Genomic DNA, 18,779 nt, shown 5'->3' with positions numbered 1-18,779 from the left:
CTGACGGGACCTGAGCGCGACGGACGAATTCTGATCGTAATTCGCGTGGGACATATGCCCGCCGTCGGGCCGGGGCCGCGCGCCGGGGACAAGTGGGTCACGGGCGGCGGGATGTCAAATGGCGGGCTGTGCCGCCGGTGTGGGGTCGAGCCGCTCCGTCGCGCATGCCCCGGCTGGCGCGGCGCCGAAACTCAGATCCCCGCGTACCATTCGTAGCCGCGGTCCTCCCAGTAGCCACCGCCGCCCTGGCCGATGCCGTTGAGCGATTCCACCATCTCGACGCGCATCACGTACTTGGCCTGCTTGTAGCCGAGCTGGCGCTCGACCCGCAGGCGCAGGGGCGCGCCGTTGGAGACGGGCAGCGGCTTGCCGTTGAGGTCGTAGGCCAGGATCGTCTGCGGGTTGAAGGCGTCGTAGAGGTCGATGCTCTCGTAGTAGCGGATCGGCGTACGCTTATCCTCGGGCTCCGCGGCCGGGCTGCCCTGGCCCCAATCGTCCTTGGGCGCGTCGGTGGCGGTGGGCGCGCCGCCCCAATCCTCGGCGGCGGCGAGCTGGATGTAGGCGTCGCGCACCGCGCCCGGATGCCCGGGGCGCCCCAGGAAGGCGCCGTCGCCGCCTTCGAGGCCGCCGCCGGCATATTCCAGCGTGTCGGCGCAGTGGAACACCGCGTAGCGCGCCTGCGGCTTCAGCCCGGCCCGCTTCAGCACCTCGGCGAGCGGCACGCCGGCCCATTGCCCGATGCAGCTCCAGCCCTCCACGCAATCGTGACGGGTGATCTGGGTCCGCGACGGCAGGGCGCGCAGGTCCGCGAGGCTCAGCGACAGCGGCGTCTGGACGAGCCCGTCGACCGTGAGCTTGAACTCGGCGAACTTCTTGGCCGCGAGGGCCCGGTAGGCGCGGTCCGGCGGGTCGATGGTGCCGTTCGGCTTGAACCAGGGCGAGATCATCGCGGCCGGGAATTCCCGGGCCAGGGTCGTCGGCGACATCAGCAGGCGCTGGACGTACTGGTTGGCGTCCTCGCCGACCTGGAGGGTCTGCCGGCCCGCATCGGATCCGGCGAATCTGTCGCAGCCGCCGAGCAGGGCGGTGCCCATCAGGCCGGCGCCGGCGGTGAGGAGGTTGCGGCGGTGGAGGATCATCGGGCACCTTCCCGGTCACGGCCGAGGCTGAACCAGCCGGTGATCATGCCGCGCATGTTGTTGACGAGGCCGGAGACCAGCACCAGCAGCACGTGGACCACCACGAACAGCACGATGAGCCCGGCGGCGATGAAGTGGACGCTGCGCGCCGATTGCCGGCCCCCGAACAGCTCGGTGAGCCAGGGCCAGGCGGCATCCATCCCGGGCGACATGGCGAGTCCCGCGAGCACCATCGCAGGTAAAAGGCCCAGCACCAGGACGAGATAGGTGAGCTTCTGGATGACGTTGTAGCGCTTGGCCTCCGTGCCCTCGGGGAAGCGCAGGAGCAGGTGCTCCTTCACGGAAGCCCCGAAGTGGCGGATCTGGTCCCCGTCCGGAATCAGGCGACGGCGGAGCTGGCCGCTGAACAGGCCGTAGGTGAGATAGACGGCGCCGTTGATCACCAGCAGCCACGCGAACAGGAAGTGCCAGCGGCGGCCCGTGGCGAGGTCCTGGTCGGCCGGCAGGGTCGCCCAGGACGGGAAGGCCCGCTCCACCTCCGTGCCGCCCTCACGCGACAGGCCGAGAACGCCCGTGGTGTCGAAGGTCCGCGTGCCGACCGTCACCACACCGCGGCTCTTGCCGTCGCGGCCCTGATCGCTCGTGATGGCGAGCGCCGGGTCGTCGAAGGTCGAGACCGCGCCCCAGTAGAGCGCGGGGTGGGCGTTGAAGATCTGGAGGCCGCTCATCAGCAGCACGAGCAGCACCGCGGCGTTGATCCAGTGCGCCAGACGGATCACCAGCGGATGGCGGTAGAACCACCGGCGCCCCTGCCGGTCGACGGTCTCGGGGGCTTGGAGAGCAGGGGAGGCGGCCAAGAATCGGGTCCCGGTTGGGCGTCGCTGGGCCGGGGATCGTCCGAACCCCGACCGTTCGGGCCAATACGTGGCGCGAGGAGCACCGGTTACCATCGGGCGGAAAAAAGGCCGCAGGTGCCGTCCGGCTTCCCCGGCGCGGCGGCGGTCTGCAGGGGCTGCGGGGGCTCCAGGCACGGGGCCGAGGGCGGAGCGCGGCCTGTCCCCTTTCCGAGCGGACGGGCCAGCCGGGAGCTCACGCCGAGCCAGCCCCTGTGCGCCGGAGGACGCGTCCCGGCCTGAACCACGATGGATGCGCGCGATGGATGCATCGGACAGCCTTGCCGGGACGGCGCGCCGCACCTACACCCGGGCCTCATCATGACGACGCCCGCGCCCCCGGCCTTCCCGCACCGGCACCTCCTCGGCATCGAGGGTCTGACCCGGCCCGACATCGAAGGGCTGCTCGACGCCGCCGAATCCGCCGTCGACCTCTCGCGGCAGGTTGAGAAGAAGCGCACGACCCTGCGGGGCCGCACGCAGATCAACCTGTTCTTCGAGCCCTCGACGCGGACGCAATCCTCCTTCGAACTCGCCGGCAAGCGGCTCGGCGCCGACGTGATGAACATGTCGGTCGCCTCGTCCTCGGTGAAGAAGGGCGAGACCCTGATCGACACCGCGGCGACGCTGAACGCCATGCGGCCCGACATCATCGTGGTCCGCCACGAATCGGCCGGCGCCGTGCACCTGCTCGCCCGGAAGGTCGATTGCGCGGTGGTCAACGCGGGCGACGGCGCCCACGAGCACCCGACCCAGGCGCTCCTCGACGCGCTCACCATCCGCCGCAACAAGGGCCGGATCGAGGGCCTGCAGGTGGCGATCTGCGGCGACGTCCTGCACTCCCGGGTGGCGCGCTCCAACATCATCCTGCTCCAGGCCATGGGTGCCCGGGTCCGCCTGATCGCGCCCTCGACGCTGCTGCCCGCCGGCATCGAGCGCTTCGGCGTCGAGACCTTCACGGACATGCGCAAGGGTCTCGTCGGCTGCGACATCGTGATGATGCTGCGCCTCCAGCGGGAGCGCATGAACGGTTCGTTCGTGCCCTCCGTGAAGGAGTATTTCCGCTATTTCGGCCTCGACGCCGAGAAGCTGGCGCTCGCCAAGCCCGATGCCCTGGTGATGCATCCGGGCCCGATGAACCGCGGCGTCGAGATCGCCTCGGACGTCGCCGACGGGGCGCAGTCGCTGATCCGCGAGCAGGTGGAGATGGGTGTCGCCGTGCGCATGGCGGTGCTGGAAGCGCTCGCCCGGCATCTCCCGAACGGCTGAGCCCCGGACAAAGCCCATCCGCCTTCACCCGCGCCGCTTGCTCGCAGGGCGGTCGTGGCGCAGTTTCCTGCCGAAATCCGGCCCGGATCCGTATAAGGGGCCGGCGCAACATGCAGATCGCTTCATGACCGCCTACACGCTCGCCGACCTCGCCGCCCTCGTGGCGAGCCGCGCCGGGACCGATCCGGCCACCTCCTACACGGCCAAGCTCCTGTCCGAGGGCCCCGCCAAGGCGGCCAAGAAGCTCGGCGAGGAGGCGGTCGAGGCGGCGATCGCGGCCGTGCAGGGCGACAAGACCGGCCTGAGGAATGAGGCCGCCGACGTGCTCTATCACCTCGTCGTGCTGCTCCGGGCCGGCGGCGTGGAGCTCGAGGCGGTGATGGCCGAGCTGGAGCGCCGGACGGCCCAGAGCGGCATCGCCGAGAAGGCCGCGAGGCGCCACGCGTGAACGCGGCCGCGCTGCCGGGCTCGGTCGAGGCGATCCTCGACGCGTCGGACCGGCTCTCGCCCTATCGCCGCTTCAGCCGGGAGGAATGGGCGCAGCTGCGCGCCGACACGCCGCTCACCCTCAACCAGGAGGATCTGGAGCGGCTGCAATCGATCAACGATCCGATCTCGGTCGAGGAGGTGGTGGCGATCTACCTGCCGCTGTCGCGCCTGCTGGCCCTCTACGTCGCGGCGACGCAGGGGCTGTTCAAGGCGACGCAGCGCTTCCTGATGGCCGAGCGCGAGACCAAGGCGCCTTACATCATCGGGCTCGCGGGCTCGGTGGCGGTGGGCAAGTCCACCACGGCCCGCATCCTGACAGCGCTGCTGGCGCGCTGGCCCAACACGCCGAAGGTCGACCTCGTCACCACCGACGGGTTCCTGCTGCCCAACGCCGAACTCGCCGCCAACGGCCTGATGGAGCGCAAGGGCTTTCCCGAAAGCTACGACACCGCCGCGCTGCTGCGCTTCCTCCACGACGTGAAGGCCGGCCACAAGCGCGTGACCGCGCCGCTCTACTCGCACCTCGTCTACGACCGGGTGCCCGGGGAGGAGCGGGTGGTGGAGAGCCCCGACATCCTGATCGTCGAGGGCCTGAACGTGCTCCAGCCCGCCCGCCTGCCGCGGGACGGCACCGCGATCCCGTTCGTGTCCGACTTCTTCGACTTCTCGATCTATCTCGACGGCCACGAGGACGACCTGCACCGCTGGTACGTCACCCGCTTCATGAAGCTGCGCCAGACCGCCTTCCGCGACCCGCGCTCCTACTTCCGGAAATACGCCGAGATCCCGGAAACCGAGGCGCTCGACATCGCCGACCGGCTCTGGACCACGATCAACCTGCCGAACCTGCGCGAGAACATCGTGCCCACGCGGCAGCGGGCGAGCCTGATCCTCACCAAGGGCGCGAGCCACCGGATCGAGAGCGTGGCGCTGCGGCGGCTGTAGGTCGGTCCAACCCTCCAGCTGATCCTGAGGTGACCGCGAAGCGGGCCTCGAAGGAGGTCTTCCGGGCCCACAGAGCCCTCTGGACGAGGAGAGGCCTGAAGCGAACGCCTCACGCGAACGGAAAGTCCGCCTCCGCCACATACGGCCCACCCCCGGTCGAGTCCCGCGCCGAGAACAGCGTCACCCGGTCAACCGCGAAGGCCAGCGGCGCGAAGACCGGCGCCTGCGACAGGTACATCGCCGTCGCCTCCGGCGTGGCGTCGCGGCGCAGCCGGGCCAGGGTGACATGCGGGGTGAACTTCCGCCGTTCCGGCTCGACCCCGGCGCGGCGCACCAGCCGCTCCTGCTCGGCCTGGAGATCCGTCAGCGCCGGATCGGCCACCACCGCCGCGTAGAGCGCCCGCGGTTTGTCGCCGCCGAAGATGCCGAGGCCGTCGAGGGTCACCGTCAGGGGCGGGCGTACCCGCATCTCGGCCAGCGCCTCCACGACATCGTCGGCGACGGTGACCTCGACATCCCCGAGGAAGCGCAGGGTGACGTGAAAGTCGCCGGGCTCGATCCAGCGGGCGCCGGGCAGCCCGCCCTGGAAGCCCTTGAGGGCGTCGGCAACCGCCGGCGGCACGGCGAGCCCTGTGAACAGGCGCGGCATCAGCGGACCGGCGCCTGGCGGATCCGGTCCAGGAACGAATCGACCGTCGGCAGCATGCGCGCCGCGATGGTCTCGACGCCCTGCCGGTTCGGGTGGATCATGTCATCGAGGTGCTGCGCCCGGTCGCCCACGATCCCGTCGAGGAAGAACGGGTAGAGGGTCAGCCCGTAGCGCTTGGCGAGGGCCGGAAAGATCGCGTCGAACCGCGCCTTGTAGTCCGGCCCGAGATTGGGTGCCGCCTGCATGCCGGCCAGCAGGACCGGGATGCCCCGGGCCTTCAGCCGCTCGATGATCGCCGACAGCGCCCCCTCGGTCACCTTCGGGTCGGTGCCGCGGAGCATGTCGTTGGCGCCGAGTTCGAGGATCACGCCCGCGGTCCCGTCGGGCACCGACCAGTCGACCCGGTCGAGGCCACCGGTGGCGGTGTCGCCGGAGACGCCGGCATTGGACACGGTCACGTCTTCGCCCTTGGCCTTGAGCAGCCGCTCCAGGACGGTGGGGAAGGCGGCATCGGCGGGCAGCCGGTAACCGGCGGTCAGGCTGTCGCCCAGGGCGACGAGCTTGACCGGGCCGTTCGGCGCGGCCTGCGGTGCCGTCATGAAAGGGACCATGAGGACGGCTAGCGCTGCGGCAAACAGGGCCGTGCGCCGGAACACAGCGCCGCCGTCATGGCGCGGCCCCAATGCGGATCCCATATCGCGGTGCCCCCGCGGCCCGTGCAGCCAAGTTCGCAGCCAACCGAGGACCTCGCGCGCCATGCTCGTCATCGCCCACAGATCGGCTCGCCCGTGAGCCAAGGCAAGGTGCTGCGCGATCCGGCGATCGCGCTGTCGAACATCGATCTCAGCCTCGGCCGCGGCGCCGCCCGGGTCCACATCCTCCGCGGCATCTCGCTCACCGTCGACCGCGGCGAGGCTGTGGGGCTCGTCGGTCCGTCCGGCTCCGGCAAGTCGACGCTTCTGATGGTCATGGCCGGGCTGGAGCGGCCCGATTCCGGCGGCGTGGTCATCGAGGAGACCGATCTCGTCCGCCTCGACGAGGACGCGCTCGCCCGCTTCCGGGGCCGGCGCATCGGCATCGTGTTCCAGGCCTTCCACCTCGTGCCGACCATGACGGCGCTGGAGAACGTGGCGCTGCCGCTGGAACTCGCCGACCGGCCCGGCGCCCACGAGCGGGCCCGCGCCGAGCTGGAGGCGGTGGGCCTCGGGCACCGGCTGCACCATTACCCGGCGCAACTCTCGGGGGGCGAGCAGCAGCGCGTCGCCATCGCCCGGGCGGTCGCCCCCGACCCGGCGATCCTGGTCGCCGACGAGCCCACCGGCAACCTCGACGAGGCCACCGGCCGGCAGATCGTCGATCTCCTGTTCCGGCTGAAGCGCGACCGCGGCGCGACCCTGGTGCTCGTCACCCACGACAACGGCCTCGCCCGCCTGTGCGACCGCACGGTGCGCCTGCGCTCGGGCCGGATCGAGGAAGCGGTGACCGCCTGATGCACGGCACGATCACCCGACCGGACCCCGGCCCCCGCCGCCTCCCGCTCATCCTGCGGCTGGCGCTCCGCGAACTGCGCGCCGGCCTCACGGGCTTCGCGGTGTTCCTCGCCTGCATCGCGCTGGGCGTCGCGGCGATCGCGGGCGTGGCGTCGATCTCGCGCTCGCTCTCGGACGGGCTCGGCCGGGAGGGGCGGCGGATCCTCGGCGGCGACCTCGCCTACAACCTGATCAACCGCGAGGCCACCGAGGCCGAGCGGCAGGCCCTGGCGCGGGAAGGCCGGCTCGATAGCGTCGCCTCCCTGCGGGCCATGGCGGTGGCGGAGAGCGGCGACGCGGCCCTCGTCGAGCTGAAGGCCGTCGACCCGGCCACCTATCCGGCGGCGGGCGACCTCGCCACCGACCCGCCGGGCCGCCTCGCCGACCGGCTGGCCGAACGGGACGGGGTGCCGGGGGCGCTCGCCGACCCGGCCCTGCTCACGCGCCTCGACGTCAAGGTCGGGGACCGGATCGCGCTGGCCGGGCACAAGGTGGCGATCCGCGGCACCATCGTGTCCGAGCCCGACAAGATCGCCGGCGGCATCGGCTTCGGGCCGCGGCTGATGATCTCCGAGCCGACGCTGCGCGCCACCGGTCTCGTCCAGCCCGGCAGCCTCAACCGCTGGAGCTACCGGATCCTCCTGCCGCCGGGCACGCCGGATGCCGATCTCGACGCCGCGCAGGCCCGGATCCGTGCCGCGACGCCGGAGGCGGGCTGGGAGGTCCGCTCGCGCAGCAACGCCGACCCGCGCTTCGCCAAGAGCATCGAGCGCTTCACGCAGTTCCTGACCCTGGTCGGGCTCACCGCGCTGATCGTCGGCGGCGTCGGCGTCGGCAATGCCGTCCACGCCTTCGTGGAGCGCAAGCGGGCCTCGATCGCGACCCTCAAGAGCGTCGGCGCGCCCGGCTCGCAGGTGGTCGCTCTGTACCTGACGCAGGTGATGCTGATCGCCGGGATCGGCACCCTGATCGGGCTCGCGATCGGCGCGAGCCTGCCCTTCCTCCTCGACGCGCTGTTCTCCGCCGACCTGCCGCTGCCCCTGAACCCGACGCTCGCCCCGGGCGAACTCGCGCTCGCGGCCGCCTACGGGCTCCTCACCGCCTTCGCCTTCGCGATCACCCCACTCGGCCGTGCCCACGACGTGCCGGTCTCCGGCCTGTTCCGCGACACCGTCGATCCCGCACGGGTGAGGCCGCGCTGGCGCTACCGGATCTGGTTGGGCCTGAGCCTCGCGGCGCTGGTCGGCCTGTCGGTGGTCACCGCCTTTGACCGGCGTGTGGCGCTGATCTTCATCGCGGCGGCCGCCATCGCCTTCGGCCTGCTGCACGGGGTGGCTCTCGGCCTGATGGCGCTCGCCCGCCGCCTGCCGCATCCAAGCTGGCCCGCGCCCCGGATGGCGCTCGCCAACCTCCACCGGCCGGGGGCCCTGACGCCCGCCATCGTCCTGTCGCTGGGCCTCGGCGTGACGCTCCTCGTGACGCTCAGCCTGATCGACGCCAATGTCCGCCGGACGATCAGCGCGACCCTGCCGGCCCGCGCGCCGAACCTCTTCTTCCTGGACATCCCCTCGCGGGACGCCGCCCAGTTCCGCGAGTTCCTGGCGCGCGCCGCCCCGAACGGGAAGATCGAGGACGTGCCGATGATGCGCGGCCGGATCGTCGCCCTGAACGGCGTGCCGGCCAGCAAGATCCGGCCCCCGGAGGACGCCGCCTGGGTGCTCGACGGCGACCGGGGCATCACCTACGCCGACACGGTGCCGGAGGGCTCGAGCCTCACCGAAGGCGCGTGGTGGAGCGCCGAGCAGGGCGCCAAGCCGCTGGTCTCCTTCGAGGCCGACCTCGCCCGCCAGCTCGGCCTCAAGCTCGGCGACACCGTGACGGTGAACGTGCTCGGCCACGACCTCACCGCGACGATCTTCAACCTGCGCCGGGTGGAGTGGCGCAATCTCGGCATCAACTTCGTGATGGTGTTCTCGCCGGGGACCTTCCGCGGCGCGCCGCATTCCGACCTCGCCACGCTGACGCTACCGGGCGGCACCGACGCGGCCGCCGAGAACCACATCCTGCGCGACGTCGCCAAGACCTTCCCGTCGGTGAGCGCCGTGCGGGTCAAGGACGCGCTGGACGCGATCGGCGACCTCGTCGGCCGGCTGGTCCTGGCGATCCGGGGGGCGAGCGCGGTGGCGGTCCTGGCGAGCCTGTTCGTTCTGGCCGGCGCCATCGCGGCCGGGCACCGGGCGCGGCTCTACGATGCCGTGGTGCTCAAGGTGCTGGGCGCGCGCCGGTCGCGGCTGCTCGCCGCCTACGCCCTCGAATACGCCGCCCTGGGCCTCGCCACGGCCCTGTTCGGCCTCATGGCCGGGACGCTCGCAGGGTGGGTGATCGTCGCCAAGGTCATGCACCTCGACTTCCGCCTCGACCTGTCGGGCGCGCTGGTGGCGGCGACGGCCGCCGTCGCGCTGGCGATCCTCCTCGGGCTCGCCGGCACTTGGCGGATCCTGGGGCAGAAGCCGGCGCCGTATCTGCGGCAGATCTGAGGAGCGCCTCCCGGTCCCGGGAGGACCGCCCGGGCGCTCAGACCCGACGGGCCGCCGTCAGCGCCAGAATGTCCACCAGGGCCGTCGCACGACGGGCACCTCGCGATAGCCGCTTCCCGAAAAGCCGTGCTGGAACGCCCCGGGCGCACTCTCCGCGACGTCCGCAGGCCGGGGGAACGGCTTGGAGCCGCCGAGCAGGAGGTTCTCGACCAGGAAATCGAGACACCGCGCCTGATACTCGGCTCCGTGCGTCGCGAGCATCGGCTTCGCGCACAGGGCCGACACGACGCGGTATGTCTCGCCGTGCCGCTCAAATCCGACCCGGTAGACGCCGTGGCCGGTCCAGCTCCGGTGGAAGTAGAGATCGAGTCCGTCGAGATAGATGAACCACTTGTCTTCCATCACCTCCGGACGCAGCCCCTTCGCCAGCTCCGCGAATTGGGCGGGGTCGAAGGCCGCGCGATAGGGGATCGGGGACATCGCCGCGAAGGGCAGGCGCTTCCAATCGTCCGGCTTCGCCGTCGCCCGCGTCGCCATGTTTCCGGGGTCTCCAGCCTTTGCCGCCGGCGGCGTCAGCCCTCGGCCGGTTCCGAGCCGACCATCCCGAGGACCGCCTCGCCGAAGCGTCGGCGCGCCGCCGGATCGAGCTGGCGGAAATGGACCTTCACCAGAGCCAGGAGCCGCTCCGTCTCCCAATCGATCGCCGGCCGCGTGGCGGGGCCGCACCGATCCGGCTGGTAGAACGCCTCGATCGGAAGATCGAGGGACTGCGCGATTCGAATGAGGGCTTGGGACGACGCAGTGTCCGCTTTCGCGCCGGCAATCATGCGCAGACGTTCGAGCCCGTTCTCATCCATGACCGACCCTCGAACATCTCCAGGAAGGCGCAAATCGACCCACAGCACCGCGGAGTGCCCGACCGCAACTTTATCCGCAAGTGAACTCTTTGTCATTTGTGTGATATATTGGTACGGAGAAAGACGTTCGGGCTCCGGCCGACCAGAGGACCAACCGTCATGGGCATTACCGTCATCGATGGCTACGGGGAGGATACGGAGCGTCTCCGTGCCGCCCTCGAAGCCTCGTGCGTCGTGGGTGCCTGGGAATGGGACCATGTCGGCGGCCGTGTCGTCTACGATGAGGGCGCGGCCATGTTGCTGACCGGCACCCCCGACCTCGCCAATCGCCCGATCAGCGGACCGATGGCACTGGCCGCGGTGCATCCGCAGGACATGACCTGGCTGATGGACCACATGCTCCGGGCCGTCCGGTCCGGTGGACTGGTGCTGGCCGAGTACCGCGTCTTCAAGACGGACGGCTCGGTGCGATGGCTCCTCAGCCGCGGACGGACGCATCGGGACGCGGCCGGCCAGCCGGTCCGCTCGCACGGGATCCTGATGGACATCACGGAGATCCGGGACGGCGGCGATCGCTACGTCCTGGGCAGGCCTCCTTCGGGGGGCGCCCCGCTGGAGCGCGCGGCCGACCTGGCGATCGCGCTCAAGGAGACGCTCACCGACGATATGCCGGCCGAGGTGCAGGTCGCCGCCGAGCTGATGCTGCTGAGCCTGGGCCGCGCCTTCGCCCGCAGGGCCGCGCACTGAGCCCTGGACGCCCGGTCCGCCGGAACCCTGCGGACGGGTGGCGGCTGGCCTGCGCCGGACAAACCGGCGCGGGCGCCGCCGCGGGTGGCATCAGGAAACCGTTAAGACTGCTCGCACGGCTATCGAAACACCTGCATCCCGGCAACCGTCAGTCGAAAGACACGCTTTGCAGCAGGAAATGCATTTTAATCCCTGCCCGGATGGACAAAAATACATCCTCCGGACACGGAAAACCCGGGCCGCAACCGTGGCCGGGGACTTGTGTCCAGGACGCGGGCGCAACATATTCCTGAGCGAGGCGCCAGCCTGGCGCCAGAGGTCCTGCGTGGGCCTCGCCCGAACACCACGCTGAGAGAGCCTCCGCAAGGAAACTCCCATGGCATTCGAGAATAGCCCCTTCCGGTACGGCGCCCAGCAGCCGACCGGCTACGCCGGCACCCAGGTCGAAGTCGACCAGGGCCTGCGCACCTTCATGCTCGGCGTCTACAACAACATGGTCGTCGGGCTTGGCATCTCGGGTCTCGTCGCGCTCGGCCTGAACATGGCCTCCGTGGCGGCCTACCAGGGCACCCGCCCGATCCTGACCCCGTTCGGTCAGACCCTCTATCTCAGCCCGCTGAAGTGGGTCCTGATGCTCGCCCCGCTGGCGTTCATCTTCGTCTTCTCCATGCGGATGGACCGGATGTCGGCCTCTTCCGCGCGGACGATGTTCTTCGCCTTCGCGGCGGTGATGGGCGCCTCGATGTCTTCGCTCCTGCTGGTCTTCACCGGTGGCAGCGTGGTCCAGGTGTTCTTCATCACGGCGGCGGCCTTCGGCTCGCTCAGCCTCTGGGGCTACACCACGAAGCGTAGCCTCTCGGGCATGGGCTCGTTCCTGATGATGGGCCTGATCGGCATCATCCTCGCGTCGCTGGTGAACATCTTCTTCGCCTCGTCGGCCCTCCAGTTTGCCATCTCGGTGCTGGGCGTGCTGATCTTCGCGGGGCTGACCGCCTACGACACGCAGAAGCTCAAGGAGATGTATCTCTACGGCGGCTTCGACGGTGAGATGGCGGCCAAGATGTCGGTGAACGGCGCCCTGACCCTCTATCTCGACTTCATCAACATGTTCCAGTTCCTGCTGAGCCTGATCGGCGACCGCCGCTAAGCCGCAAGAACCGATCGTTGAGAGAAACCCCGGCGGGCAACCGCCGGGGTTTCTTTTTGTCTCGCCGCACCGACCGGATGCGCTAAGCTCGGGCCATGCCCGCGCTCTCCGGCCTTTCCGGCCTCTCTGCCTTCCCGATCACCCCGAGCGACGCCGACGGTCGGGTCGATGCCGGAGCCCTGCAACGCCTGCTGGAGCCCCTCGTGGCCGCCGGGGTCGATTCGATCGGCCTGCTCGGCAGCACCGGGACCTACGCGTATCTGAGCCGCGACGAGCGCCGCCGGGCGGTGGCGATCGCCCGCGAGGCTGTGGGCGGCCGGGTACCGCTCCTGGTCGGCATCGGCGCCCTGCGCACCGACGAGGCCATCCGCCTCGCGCAGGACGCACGGGCGGCCGGCGCGGATGCGGGGCTGCTCGCCCCCGTCTCCTACACGCCGCTGACCGAGGCCGAGGTCGAGGCGCACTTCGCAGCCGTGGCGGAGGCGGGCGGATTACCCCTCGTCCTCTACGACAACCCCGCGACCACGCATTTCCGCTTCACGCCGGCGCTGATCGGCCGGCTCGCCCGCCGTCCCGGGATCGTGGCCGCCAAATGCGCCGCGCCGGCCCCGGCCGACGCCGCGGCCGGTGTCGCCGCCCTGCAGGCGGCGGTCCCGGCGGGCTTCCCCATCGGCTTCAGCGGCGACTGGAACGCGATCGAGGCGCTGATCGCCGGCGGCGCGGCATGGTACAGCGTGGCGGGCGGCCTGTTCCCCCGGACCTGCCGCGCGATCGTCCGGGCCGTGGAGGCCGGCGACACGGACCGGGCGCGCACCCTGAACGCGGAACTGGAGCCGCTCTGGACGCTGTTCCGGACCCATTCCAGCCTGCGGGTGGTCTACGCGTTGGCCGATCTGATGGGGCTGTGCCGCGCCGAGCCGCCGCGGCCGATCCGTCCCCTGCCGCCGGAGGTCGTGGCCGAGATCGCCGCGACCGTCCGGCGGATGCCCCTGTCCTGACGGGCGGAGCGGGATGCCGTGCGGGGTCAGACCGCCGGTCAGACCGCCTTGGGCGCCGGCTCCAGCACGGCGATGACCCGGGCGAGTTCCGAGCCGCGCTTCAGGATCTGGCCGCTCGCGGCGATGACCGCGTAGGCCCCCTGGCGGCGGGCAAGCTTGGGATCCTTCTCGATCCGGTAGAGCGGCATCTCGGAGGCGCGGCGGTAGATTGAGAACACCGCCCTGTCGCGGCGGAAGTCGAGGGCGTAGTCGCGCCATTCGCCCGCGGCCACCTGCCGGCCATAGAGGTTGAAGATCGTGCGCAGCTCATCCCGGTTGAAGGCGACCTGTGGAGGAGCCGCGCGGGCGGGGAAGGGAATGACATGCCCCGCCGCCTCGTCGGGCCTCGGCCCGGCGCTCGTCCTTTCGGTCATCACCACTCCGGTGCATCGTTCCTTTGCCGGATGATGGGCTTCGCCGCAGCGGCCCGCAAGAGTGACGGCCGCCCCGCGCCGTGACCTGCGAGACACGCCCAAGCGACAAAAAACATGGTTTGGCCAGATTCGCGCCTTTTGCAGGCCGCGTTGCCGCGCGACAACAGACGTCGAACCTCGCCGGGTCCTGCCCGGCCGGCGCCCGACACCCAGCTCCCCAGCCATCGGCCGCCGTTCGGGATCCCAGGATCCGGCACTCCGAGGTTTCGAGACCCAAGACTTCAGGCCGCCCCTCCGGGCGGCCTTTTTTCTGTTTCCCGTTGGGCCCGGGAAGCGGGTATGCCACCGACATCATGGGCCCGCCCGCCTTCGACGACGCCTTCCTGCACGACCTCGACGCGCTGTTCGCGTGGCGCCGCGACGTGCGCCGGTTCCGGACGGATCCGGTGGACGAGGCGTGCCTGCGCACCTGCCTGACGGCGGCCCACCGGGCGCCGTCGGTCGGCAACAGCCGGCCCTGGCGGTTCGTGCGCGTCTCGGATCCGGCGCGGCGCCGCGCGGTGTCGGACAACTTCTCCGGCTGCAACGCCGCCGCGGCCGCAGGCTACGATGCGGACCGCGCCGCCCGGTATCGCGGCCTCAAGCTCGCCGGCCTGCGGGAGGCGCCGGTCCATCTGGCCGTCTTCTGCGACGCGGCGACCGAGACCGGCCTCGGGCTCGGACGGGCCAGCATGCCGGAGACCCTGGCCTATTCGGTGGTGGGGGCGGTGCAGTGCTTCTGGCTCGCCGCCCGGGCGCGCGGCCTCGGCGTCGGCTGGGTCTCGATCCTGGAGCCGCAGACCGTCTCGGCGATCCTGGCGGTGCCGGAGACGTGGCGGCTCGTGGCCTATCTCTGCGTCGGACACCCGGTGGAGGAGCATCTCGACCCGGAGCTGGAGCGCCACGGCTGGCAGCCCGAGGACAAGCGGGGCAGCACGCTCTACGAGCGCTGAGGGGCGGCCGAGCGGCCCCGCCGCGCCCCCGCGCCGTCGATCGTGGTTGCTCTTTTACCGTGCCTCACGGATGCGGCACGCTGACCCCACATCAACCATAGCTATTCTTGGAACGGTAAGCTCGGCCGCGGATTACTTGCCCGCGTCAACTCTTGCTTGTCGAGGATCGTAGTGATGTCGGGTCAGGTGGCGGCTGTATTCGGTTTGGCCGGCGCGATGCTGGCCGGTTGTCTTCAAACGGCGCAGGCGCGCGAGGTCGTGCCGTTCCAGAACGGTGTCGCGCCGGGCTCGGTGGTGATCAGCGTGTCGCAGCGCAAGCTCTATCTCGTGAACGGCGACGGCACGGCGATCCGCTACCCCGTGGCGGTGGGCCGGCCCGGCAAGCAGTGGTTCGGCACGAAGCCGATCGACGGCAAGTACGTCGCCCCCGCCTGGTCGCCCCCCGCGGAGGTGAAGCGCGACAACCCGCGCCTGCCGAACCTCATCGCGGGCGGCTCGCCGCACAATCCGATGGGTGCGGCGGCCATGACCCTCGCGGGCGGCGAATACGCGATCCACGGCACCAACCGGCCGAGTTCGGTGGGCACCTACGCGTCCTATGGCTGCATCCGGATGTACAATCAGGACGTGGTCGACCTCTACGCGCGGGTCGATGTCGGCACGCAGGTCTACATGACCCACTGAGGCCCGCGGGCCTCAGCCGGCCGGCGGCGCGGTCGCCTCGACGGCCGTGAACGTCTCCAGGATCCGGTAGGTGTGCGCGGCGCCCGCCGGCACGCAGTAGGAATCGCCCGGAGCGAGGGCGAGGGTCTCGCCCTCCAGGACGAGTTCCGCCCGGCCGCTGACCACGTAGCCGACGGTCTCGTAGGCCGATTTGGTCATCGGCTTGTCGGCGTTCGGCTCCTCCGCCCGCCACATCCGCATCCCGAGCCGCTCGCCGCGGGCCAGGGTGATCGCGCCGTGCGGTCCCGCGACCGCGCTGCGCGCCGATACCGTTGTCGCCATGCTCGCCTCCTCCGGGTGAATCCGCTCAACGGGCCCGGAGGCTCGACGTTCCGCGCCGGACGTTCCGTGCCCGACGGCGCGCCGCTTGACGGCCCGCCCCGGGCCCCGACAGGATGACGCACCGGTTCGACAGACGCCCGACAGAGGCGCGGACCGGGGCGGCGCCCGCGAACCCGCCCGGGTCCGATGCGCCGGCGAGCGATCCGGATCGGGAGGATGCGCGCCATGCAGATCAAGGCGGCGATCGACAGGATTCCCGGCGGCCTGATGCTGGTGCCGCTGCTGCTCGGAGCCCTGTGCAGGACCTTCGCGCCGGGGTCCCCGGCCTATTTCAAGGGCTTCACGCAGGGGATCATGACCGGCGTGACCCCGATCCTGGCGGTCTGGTTCTTCTGCATGGGCGCCTCGGTCAGCCTGAGGGCGACCGGGACGGTGCTGCGCAAGTCCGGCACGCTGGTGGCGACCAAGCTGGTCGCCGCCTGGGCGATCGTGCTGGTGGCCGGGCTGTTCATCCCGCCCGAGGGGATCCAGACCGGCTTCTTCGCCGGCCTGTCGATCCTGGCGATCGTCTGCGCGATGGATATGACCAATGGCGGCCTCTACGCCTCGCTGATGCAGACCTACGGCAGCCGCGAGGAGGCCGGCGCCTTCATCCTCACGTCGATCGAATCCGGCCCGCTGATGAGCATGATCATCCTCGGGGCTTCCGGGGCGGCGCATTTCGAGCCGCAGATCTTCGCGGGCGCGGTATTGCCCTTCCTCGTCGGCTTCGCGCTCGGCAACCTCGACCCGAAGCTCCGGGCCCTGTTCGCCCCGGGCGGCCAGCTGATGATCCCGTTCTTCGCCTTCGCGCTGGGGAACACAGTGGACCTCAGCAACCTGCTCTCGCCGCTCGCGGGGCTCGGCATCGTGCTGGCGCTGGCGGTGATCGTCCTGACCGGCATCCCGCTGATCCTGGCCGACCGGGCGATCGGGGGCGGGACCGGCACGGCGAGGCTGGCGGCCTCCTCGACGGCCGGGGCCGCCGCCGCCAACCCGCTGGCGATCGCCGCCGTCGCCCCGCACTTCGCCCCGGCCGCGCAGACCGCCACCGTGCTGGTGACGATCTGCATCATCGTCACCTCGATCCTCGTGCCGATCCTGACCGGGCTCTGGTACCGGCGGTTCGGGGCGGGTGCGGCGGAGGCCCGGACCGAGGCCGGCCCGCCGCTGGCGGTCCCGGCCGAATAGGGCCGGACCGGTGCGCCGGCCCCTGCGCCGTCCTTAGAAGTCGACCGCGAGGCCCTTCACCTCCCAGTCGTCGTAGCGCACCGGCTCCAGGCCGCCGCGCCCCTGGCGCTCGGGCCGGGCGCTGATCTCGGCGGCCCGGGCGTCGATCGCCGCGCGGCGCTCGGCGGCCTCGGCCAGGGCGCGCTGCGCCGCCGGGCTGAGCGCGCGGGGCGGGGCCGTGCCGTCGCCGGCCTCCGGTCCGTCCGGATCCTGCCTGTGCGGGTCTTGTGCGGTCGGCTCTTGCATCGCGCTCGCTCGAGTGTGAGGGCGTAGGCCCAGAAGACGTTGGATCTGGAGCAGAAGTGGCATCGCGGGACACAGGCCGCAACACGCGGAAGGAAGCTTCGACGGGCGAGACCGGGCCGGATACGGCGGGCCTGGGCGCGCGCCGCGCGGCGATGCAGGCGGTCGCGGCCCTGATCGGCCAGGAGCGCCCCCCCGCCCTCGACGACGCCCTCGCCCAGGCGATCCGCGCTGAGGCGCTGGCGCCGGCCGATGCCGGGCTGGCGCGGGCCATCGCGGTGGCGACCTTCCGCCGCTACGGGCTGATCCGCGCCGCCCTGGCCGCGCGGCTGGAGCGCGGGCTGCCCGCGGCCAAGCCGCAGCTCACGGCCCTTTTGGCCACCGCGACCGCCCAGCTCCTCGACCTCGCGGTCCCCGACCACGCCGCCGTCGACCTCGCGGTGCGGCTCGCCAAGGGGGATACCCGCACGGCCCATCTCGCCGGGCTGGTCAACGCGGTGCTGCGCCGGATCGCCCGGGAGCGCGACGCGATCCTGGCCGCGGACGCCGACGCCCTGACGGTCAACACGCCGGACTGGCTCGCCCGCCGCTGGGTCGCGGCCTACGGGCCCGAGCGCGCGGCGGCGATCGCCCGCGCCCATCTCGCCGGGGCCGCCATCGACCTGACCCCGCTGCGCGACACCGCCGACTGGGCGGAGCGGCTCGGCGCCGTGACCCTGCCGACCGGCTCCCTGCGCCTGCCGGAGAACGGCCCGGCGATCCCCGACCTCCCCGGCTTCCAGGAAGGGGCGTGGTGGGTCCAGGACGCCGCCGCGGCGCTCCCGGCCCGCCTCCTGGCGCCGCAGCCCGGAACCCGCGTCCTCGACCTCTGCGCGGCGCCCGGCGGCAAGACCCTGCAGCTCGCCGCCACCGGCGCGCAGGTCACCGCCGTCGACCGGTCCGCGCCGCGGCTGGAACGCCTGCGCGAGAACGTCGCGCGGCTCGGCTTCGCGGTCGAGATCGTGGTGGCCGACGCCCTCACCCTGGAGCCGCGGGACCACGACGCGGTCCTGCTCGACGCGCCGTGCTCGGCCACCGGGACGATCCGGCGCCACCCCGACGTGGCCTGGACCAAGGTGGAGGCCGATATCGGGCGACTCGCCGCGCTCCAGGCCAGGCTCCTCGACCACGCGGCCGGGCTGGTGCGGCCGGGCGGGCTTCTCGTCTACTGCACCTGCTCGCTGGAGCCGGAGGAGGGCGAGGCGCAGATCGCGGCCTTCCTGGCCCGCGACTCCCGGTTCACGCGGGTGCCGGTCCGGCCCGAGGAGGTCGGTGGCGCCGCGGCTCTGATCGACGGCAACGGCGACCTGCGCACCCTGCCGTGCCACCTGGCGGAGGTGCCGAACGCCCGCGGAGGCCTCGACGGCTTCTTCGCGAGCCGGCTCCGACGGGCGGATTGATCGGGTACGCAGGCCGGATCTCCGGAGGTGGACCGGCGGTCCGGTCCAGCCGCCCGTCCTTCCGGAGTGCCGCGGGCGGACAGGGAGAAATGGCGCGCGGCAGCGTGCGTCACGCCGCCCGCACCTTGACAATGTTCCTATTTTGTGCTTCCTGACCGCACCTGTCCGCGGCGGCCCGGGAGCGATCCCGGGGCGTCCTTCGGGGGCCCGCCCGGTGGC

The 18,779-nt window shown here is 71.6% G+C and carries 21 protein-coding genes; 12 read left to right on the top strand and 9 right to left on the bottom strand.

Features of this window, described 5'->3' with window-relative positions:
* Positions 1-191 precede the first annotated feature (191 nt).
* Both GGQ91_RS09195 and GGQ91_RS09190 read right to left on the bottom strand, forming a co-directional pair.
* Positions 192-1,139: a molybdopterin-dependent oxidoreductase gene (locus tag GGQ91_RS09195; RefSeq protein ID WP_043387666.1), complete on the bottom strand. Its 948-nt coding sequence runs from the start codon at positions 1,137-1,139 to the stop codon at positions 192-194.
* Positions 1,136-1,996: a cytochrome b/b6 domain-containing protein gene (locus GGQ91_RS09190; RefSeq protein WP_043387667.1), complete on the bottom strand. Its 861-nt coding sequence runs from the start codon at positions 1,994-1,996 to the stop codon at positions 1,136-1,138. The genes GGQ91_RS09195 and GGQ91_RS09190 overlap by 4 nt, the downstream gene beginning before the upstream one ends.
* Positions 1,997-2,353: 357 nt before the next feature.
* On the opposite strand from GGQ91_RS09190, the gene GGQ91_RS09185 reads away from it, so the two are divergent.
* The 3 genes from GGQ91_RS09185 to coaA all read left to right on the top strand — a co-directional run bounded on the left by GGQ91_RS09185 (position 2,354) and on the right by coaA (position 4,735).
* Positions 2,354-3,301, top strand: a complete 948-nt coding sequence (locus tag GGQ91_RS09185; RefSeq protein WP_043356791.1) for an aspartate carbamoyltransferase catalytic subunit — start codon at positions 2,354-2,356, stop codon at positions 3,299-3,301.
* 124 nt (positions 3,302-3,425) lie between these two features.
* Positions 3,426-3,749, top strand: coding sequence for a phosphoribosyl-ATP diphosphatase (locus tag GGQ91_RS09180; protein WP_043356782.1), 324 nt, complete (start codon positions 3,426-3,428; stop codon positions 3,747-3,749).
* Positions 3,746-4,735, top strand: a complete 990-nt coding sequence (gene coaA / locus GGQ91_RS09175) for a type I pantothenate kinase (protein WP_043356784.1) — start codon at positions 3,746-3,748, stop codon at positions 4,733-4,735. The genes GGQ91_RS09180 and coaA overlap by 4 nt, the downstream gene beginning before the upstream one ends.
* Before the next feature lie 109 nt (positions 4,736-4,844).
* On the opposite strand, the gene thpR is transcribed toward coaA, so the two are convergent.
* Positions 4,845-5,384: an RNA 2',3'-cyclic phosphodiesterase gene (gene thpR, locus GGQ91_RS09170; protein WP_053610801.1), complete on the bottom strand. Its 540-nt coding sequence runs from the start codon at positions 5,382-5,384 to the stop codon at positions 4,845-4,847.
* A complete protein-coding gene (locus tag GGQ91_RS09165; protein WP_436266875.1) occupies positions 5,384-6,079 on the bottom strand; it encodes an arylesterase in 696 nt (231 codons plus the stop codon). The genes thpR and GGQ91_RS09165 overlap by 1 nt, the downstream gene beginning before the upstream one ends.
* A 93-nt stretch (positions 6,080-6,172) precedes the next feature.
* Between GGQ91_RS09165 and GGQ91_RS09160 the strand changes: the two genes are divergently transcribed.
* Both GGQ91_RS09160 and GGQ91_RS09155 read left to right on the top strand, forming a co-directional pair.
* Positions 6,173-6,874 (top strand): ABC transporter ATP-binding protein, encoded by a 702-nt coding sequence (locus GGQ91_RS09160; RefSeq protein WP_374701379.1) that lies wholly within the window; start codon positions 6,173-6,175, stop codon positions 6,872-6,874.
* A complete protein-coding gene (locus GGQ91_RS09155; RefSeq protein WP_182591843.1) occupies positions 6,874-9,450 on the top strand; it encodes an ABC transporter permease in 2,577 nt (858 codons plus the stop codon). Before GGQ91_RS09160 ends, GGQ91_RS09155 begins: the two co-directional genes overlap by 1 nt.
* Positions 9,451-9,507: 57 nt before the next feature.
* Here GGQ91_RS09155 and GGQ91_RS09150 read toward each other — a convergent pair whose 3' ends face one another.
* Together GGQ91_RS09150 and GGQ91_RS09145 are read right to left on the bottom strand one after the other, a co-directional pair.
* Entirely contained in the window at positions 9,508-9,987 is a 480-nt protein-coding gene (locus tag GGQ91_RS09150) for a hypothetical protein (protein ID WP_182591842.1), read from the bottom strand.
* A 35-nt stretch (positions 9,988-10,022) separates the two neighbouring features.
* Positions 10,023-10,355 (bottom strand): KH domain-containing protein, encoded by a 333-nt coding sequence (locus tag GGQ91_RS09145; RefSeq protein ID WP_236952873.1) that lies wholly within the window; start codon positions 10,353-10,355, stop codon positions 10,023-10,025.
* A gap of 111 nt (positions 10,356-10,466) precedes the next feature.
* Between GGQ91_RS09145 and GGQ91_RS09140 the strand changes: the two genes are divergently transcribed.
* The 3 genes from GGQ91_RS09140 to GGQ91_RS09130 all read left to right on the top strand — a co-directional run bounded on the left by GGQ91_RS09140 (position 10,467) and on the right by GGQ91_RS09130 (position 13,199).
* Positions 10,467-11,054, top strand: a complete 588-nt coding sequence (locus tag GGQ91_RS09140) for a PAS domain-containing protein (RefSeq protein ID WP_043355306.1) — start codon at positions 10,467-10,469, stop codon at positions 11,052-11,054.
* Between the two features lie 376 nt (positions 11,055-11,430).
* A complete protein-coding gene (locus GGQ91_RS09135; RefSeq protein WP_043355307.1) occupies positions 11,431-12,201 on the top strand; it encodes a Bax inhibitor-1/YccA family protein in 771 nt (256 codons plus the stop codon).
* A 95-nt stretch (positions 12,202-12,296) separates the two neighbouring features.
* Positions 12,297-13,199, top strand: a complete 903-nt coding sequence (locus tag GGQ91_RS09130; RefSeq protein ID WP_182591841.1) for a dihydrodipicolinate synthase family protein — start codon at positions 12,297-12,299, stop codon at positions 13,197-13,199.
* A 38-nt stretch (positions 13,200-13,237) separates the two neighbouring features.
* Here the strand turns inward: GGQ91_RS09130 and GGQ91_RS09125 are convergent, their stop codons facing one another.
* Positions 13,238-13,612: a DUF2794 domain-containing protein gene (locus GGQ91_RS09125; protein WP_043355313.1), complete on the bottom strand. Its 375-nt coding sequence runs from the start codon at positions 13,610-13,612 to the stop codon at positions 13,238-13,240.
* A gap of 353 nt (positions 13,613-13,965) precedes the next feature.
* Here GGQ91_RS09125 and bluB point away from each other — a divergent pair, with 353 nt between their 5' ends.
* Both bluB and GGQ91_RS09115 read left to right on the top strand, forming a co-directional pair.
* A complete protein-coding gene (bluB, locus tag GGQ91_RS09120) occupies positions 13,966-14,604 on the top strand; it encodes a 5,6-dimethylbenzimidazole synthase (protein ID WP_043355309.1) in 639 nt (212 codons plus the stop codon).
* 174 nt (positions 14,605-14,778) lie between these two features.
* Positions 14,779-15,288 (top strand): L,D-transpeptidase, encoded by a 510-nt coding sequence (locus GGQ91_RS09115; RefSeq protein ID WP_182591840.1) that lies wholly within the window; start codon positions 14,779-14,781, stop codon positions 15,286-15,288.
* Between the two features lie 12 nt (positions 15,289-15,300).
* Here the strand turns inward: GGQ91_RS09115 and GGQ91_RS09110 are convergent, their stop codons facing one another.
* A complete protein-coding gene (locus GGQ91_RS09110) occupies positions 15,301-15,609 on the bottom strand; it encodes a cupin domain-containing protein (RefSeq protein ID WP_043387678.1) in 309 nt (102 codons plus the stop codon).
* A 216-nt stretch (positions 15,610-15,825) separates the two neighbouring features.
* Here GGQ91_RS09110 and GGQ91_RS09105 point away from each other — a divergent pair, with 216 nt between their 5' ends.
* Entirely contained in the window at positions 15,826-16,839 is a 1,014-nt protein-coding gene (locus GGQ91_RS09105; protein WP_246410637.1) for a 2-keto-3-deoxygluconate permease, read from the top strand.
* Positions 16,840-16,872: 33 nt separating this feature from the next.
* Here the strand turns inward: GGQ91_RS09105 and GGQ91_RS09100 are convergent, their stop codons facing one another.
* Positions 16,873-17,124 (bottom strand): DUF1674 domain-containing protein, encoded by a 252-nt coding sequence (locus GGQ91_RS09100; protein ID WP_043345843.1) that lies wholly within the window; start codon positions 17,122-17,124, stop codon positions 16,873-16,875.
* 56 nt (positions 17,125-17,180) lie between these two features.
* Between GGQ91_RS09100 and GGQ91_RS09095 the strand changes: the two genes are divergently transcribed.
* Positions 17,181-18,560, top strand: a complete 1,380-nt coding sequence (locus GGQ91_RS09095; protein ID WP_182591839.1) for a transcription antitermination factor NusB — start codon at positions 17,181-17,183, stop codon at positions 18,558-18,560.
* Positions 18,561-18,779 lie beyond the last annotated feature (219 nt).

It is taken from the genome of Methylobacterium fujisawaense (genome assembly GCF_014138435.1).
Classification (GTDB): domain Bacteria; phylum Pseudomonadota; class Alphaproteobacteria; order Rhizobiales; family Beijerinckiaceae; genus Methylobacterium; species Methylobacterium fujisawaense.
Note: the sequence above shows the minus strand (reverse complement) of the source record. Positions and strands in the feature narration are given on the sequence as shown.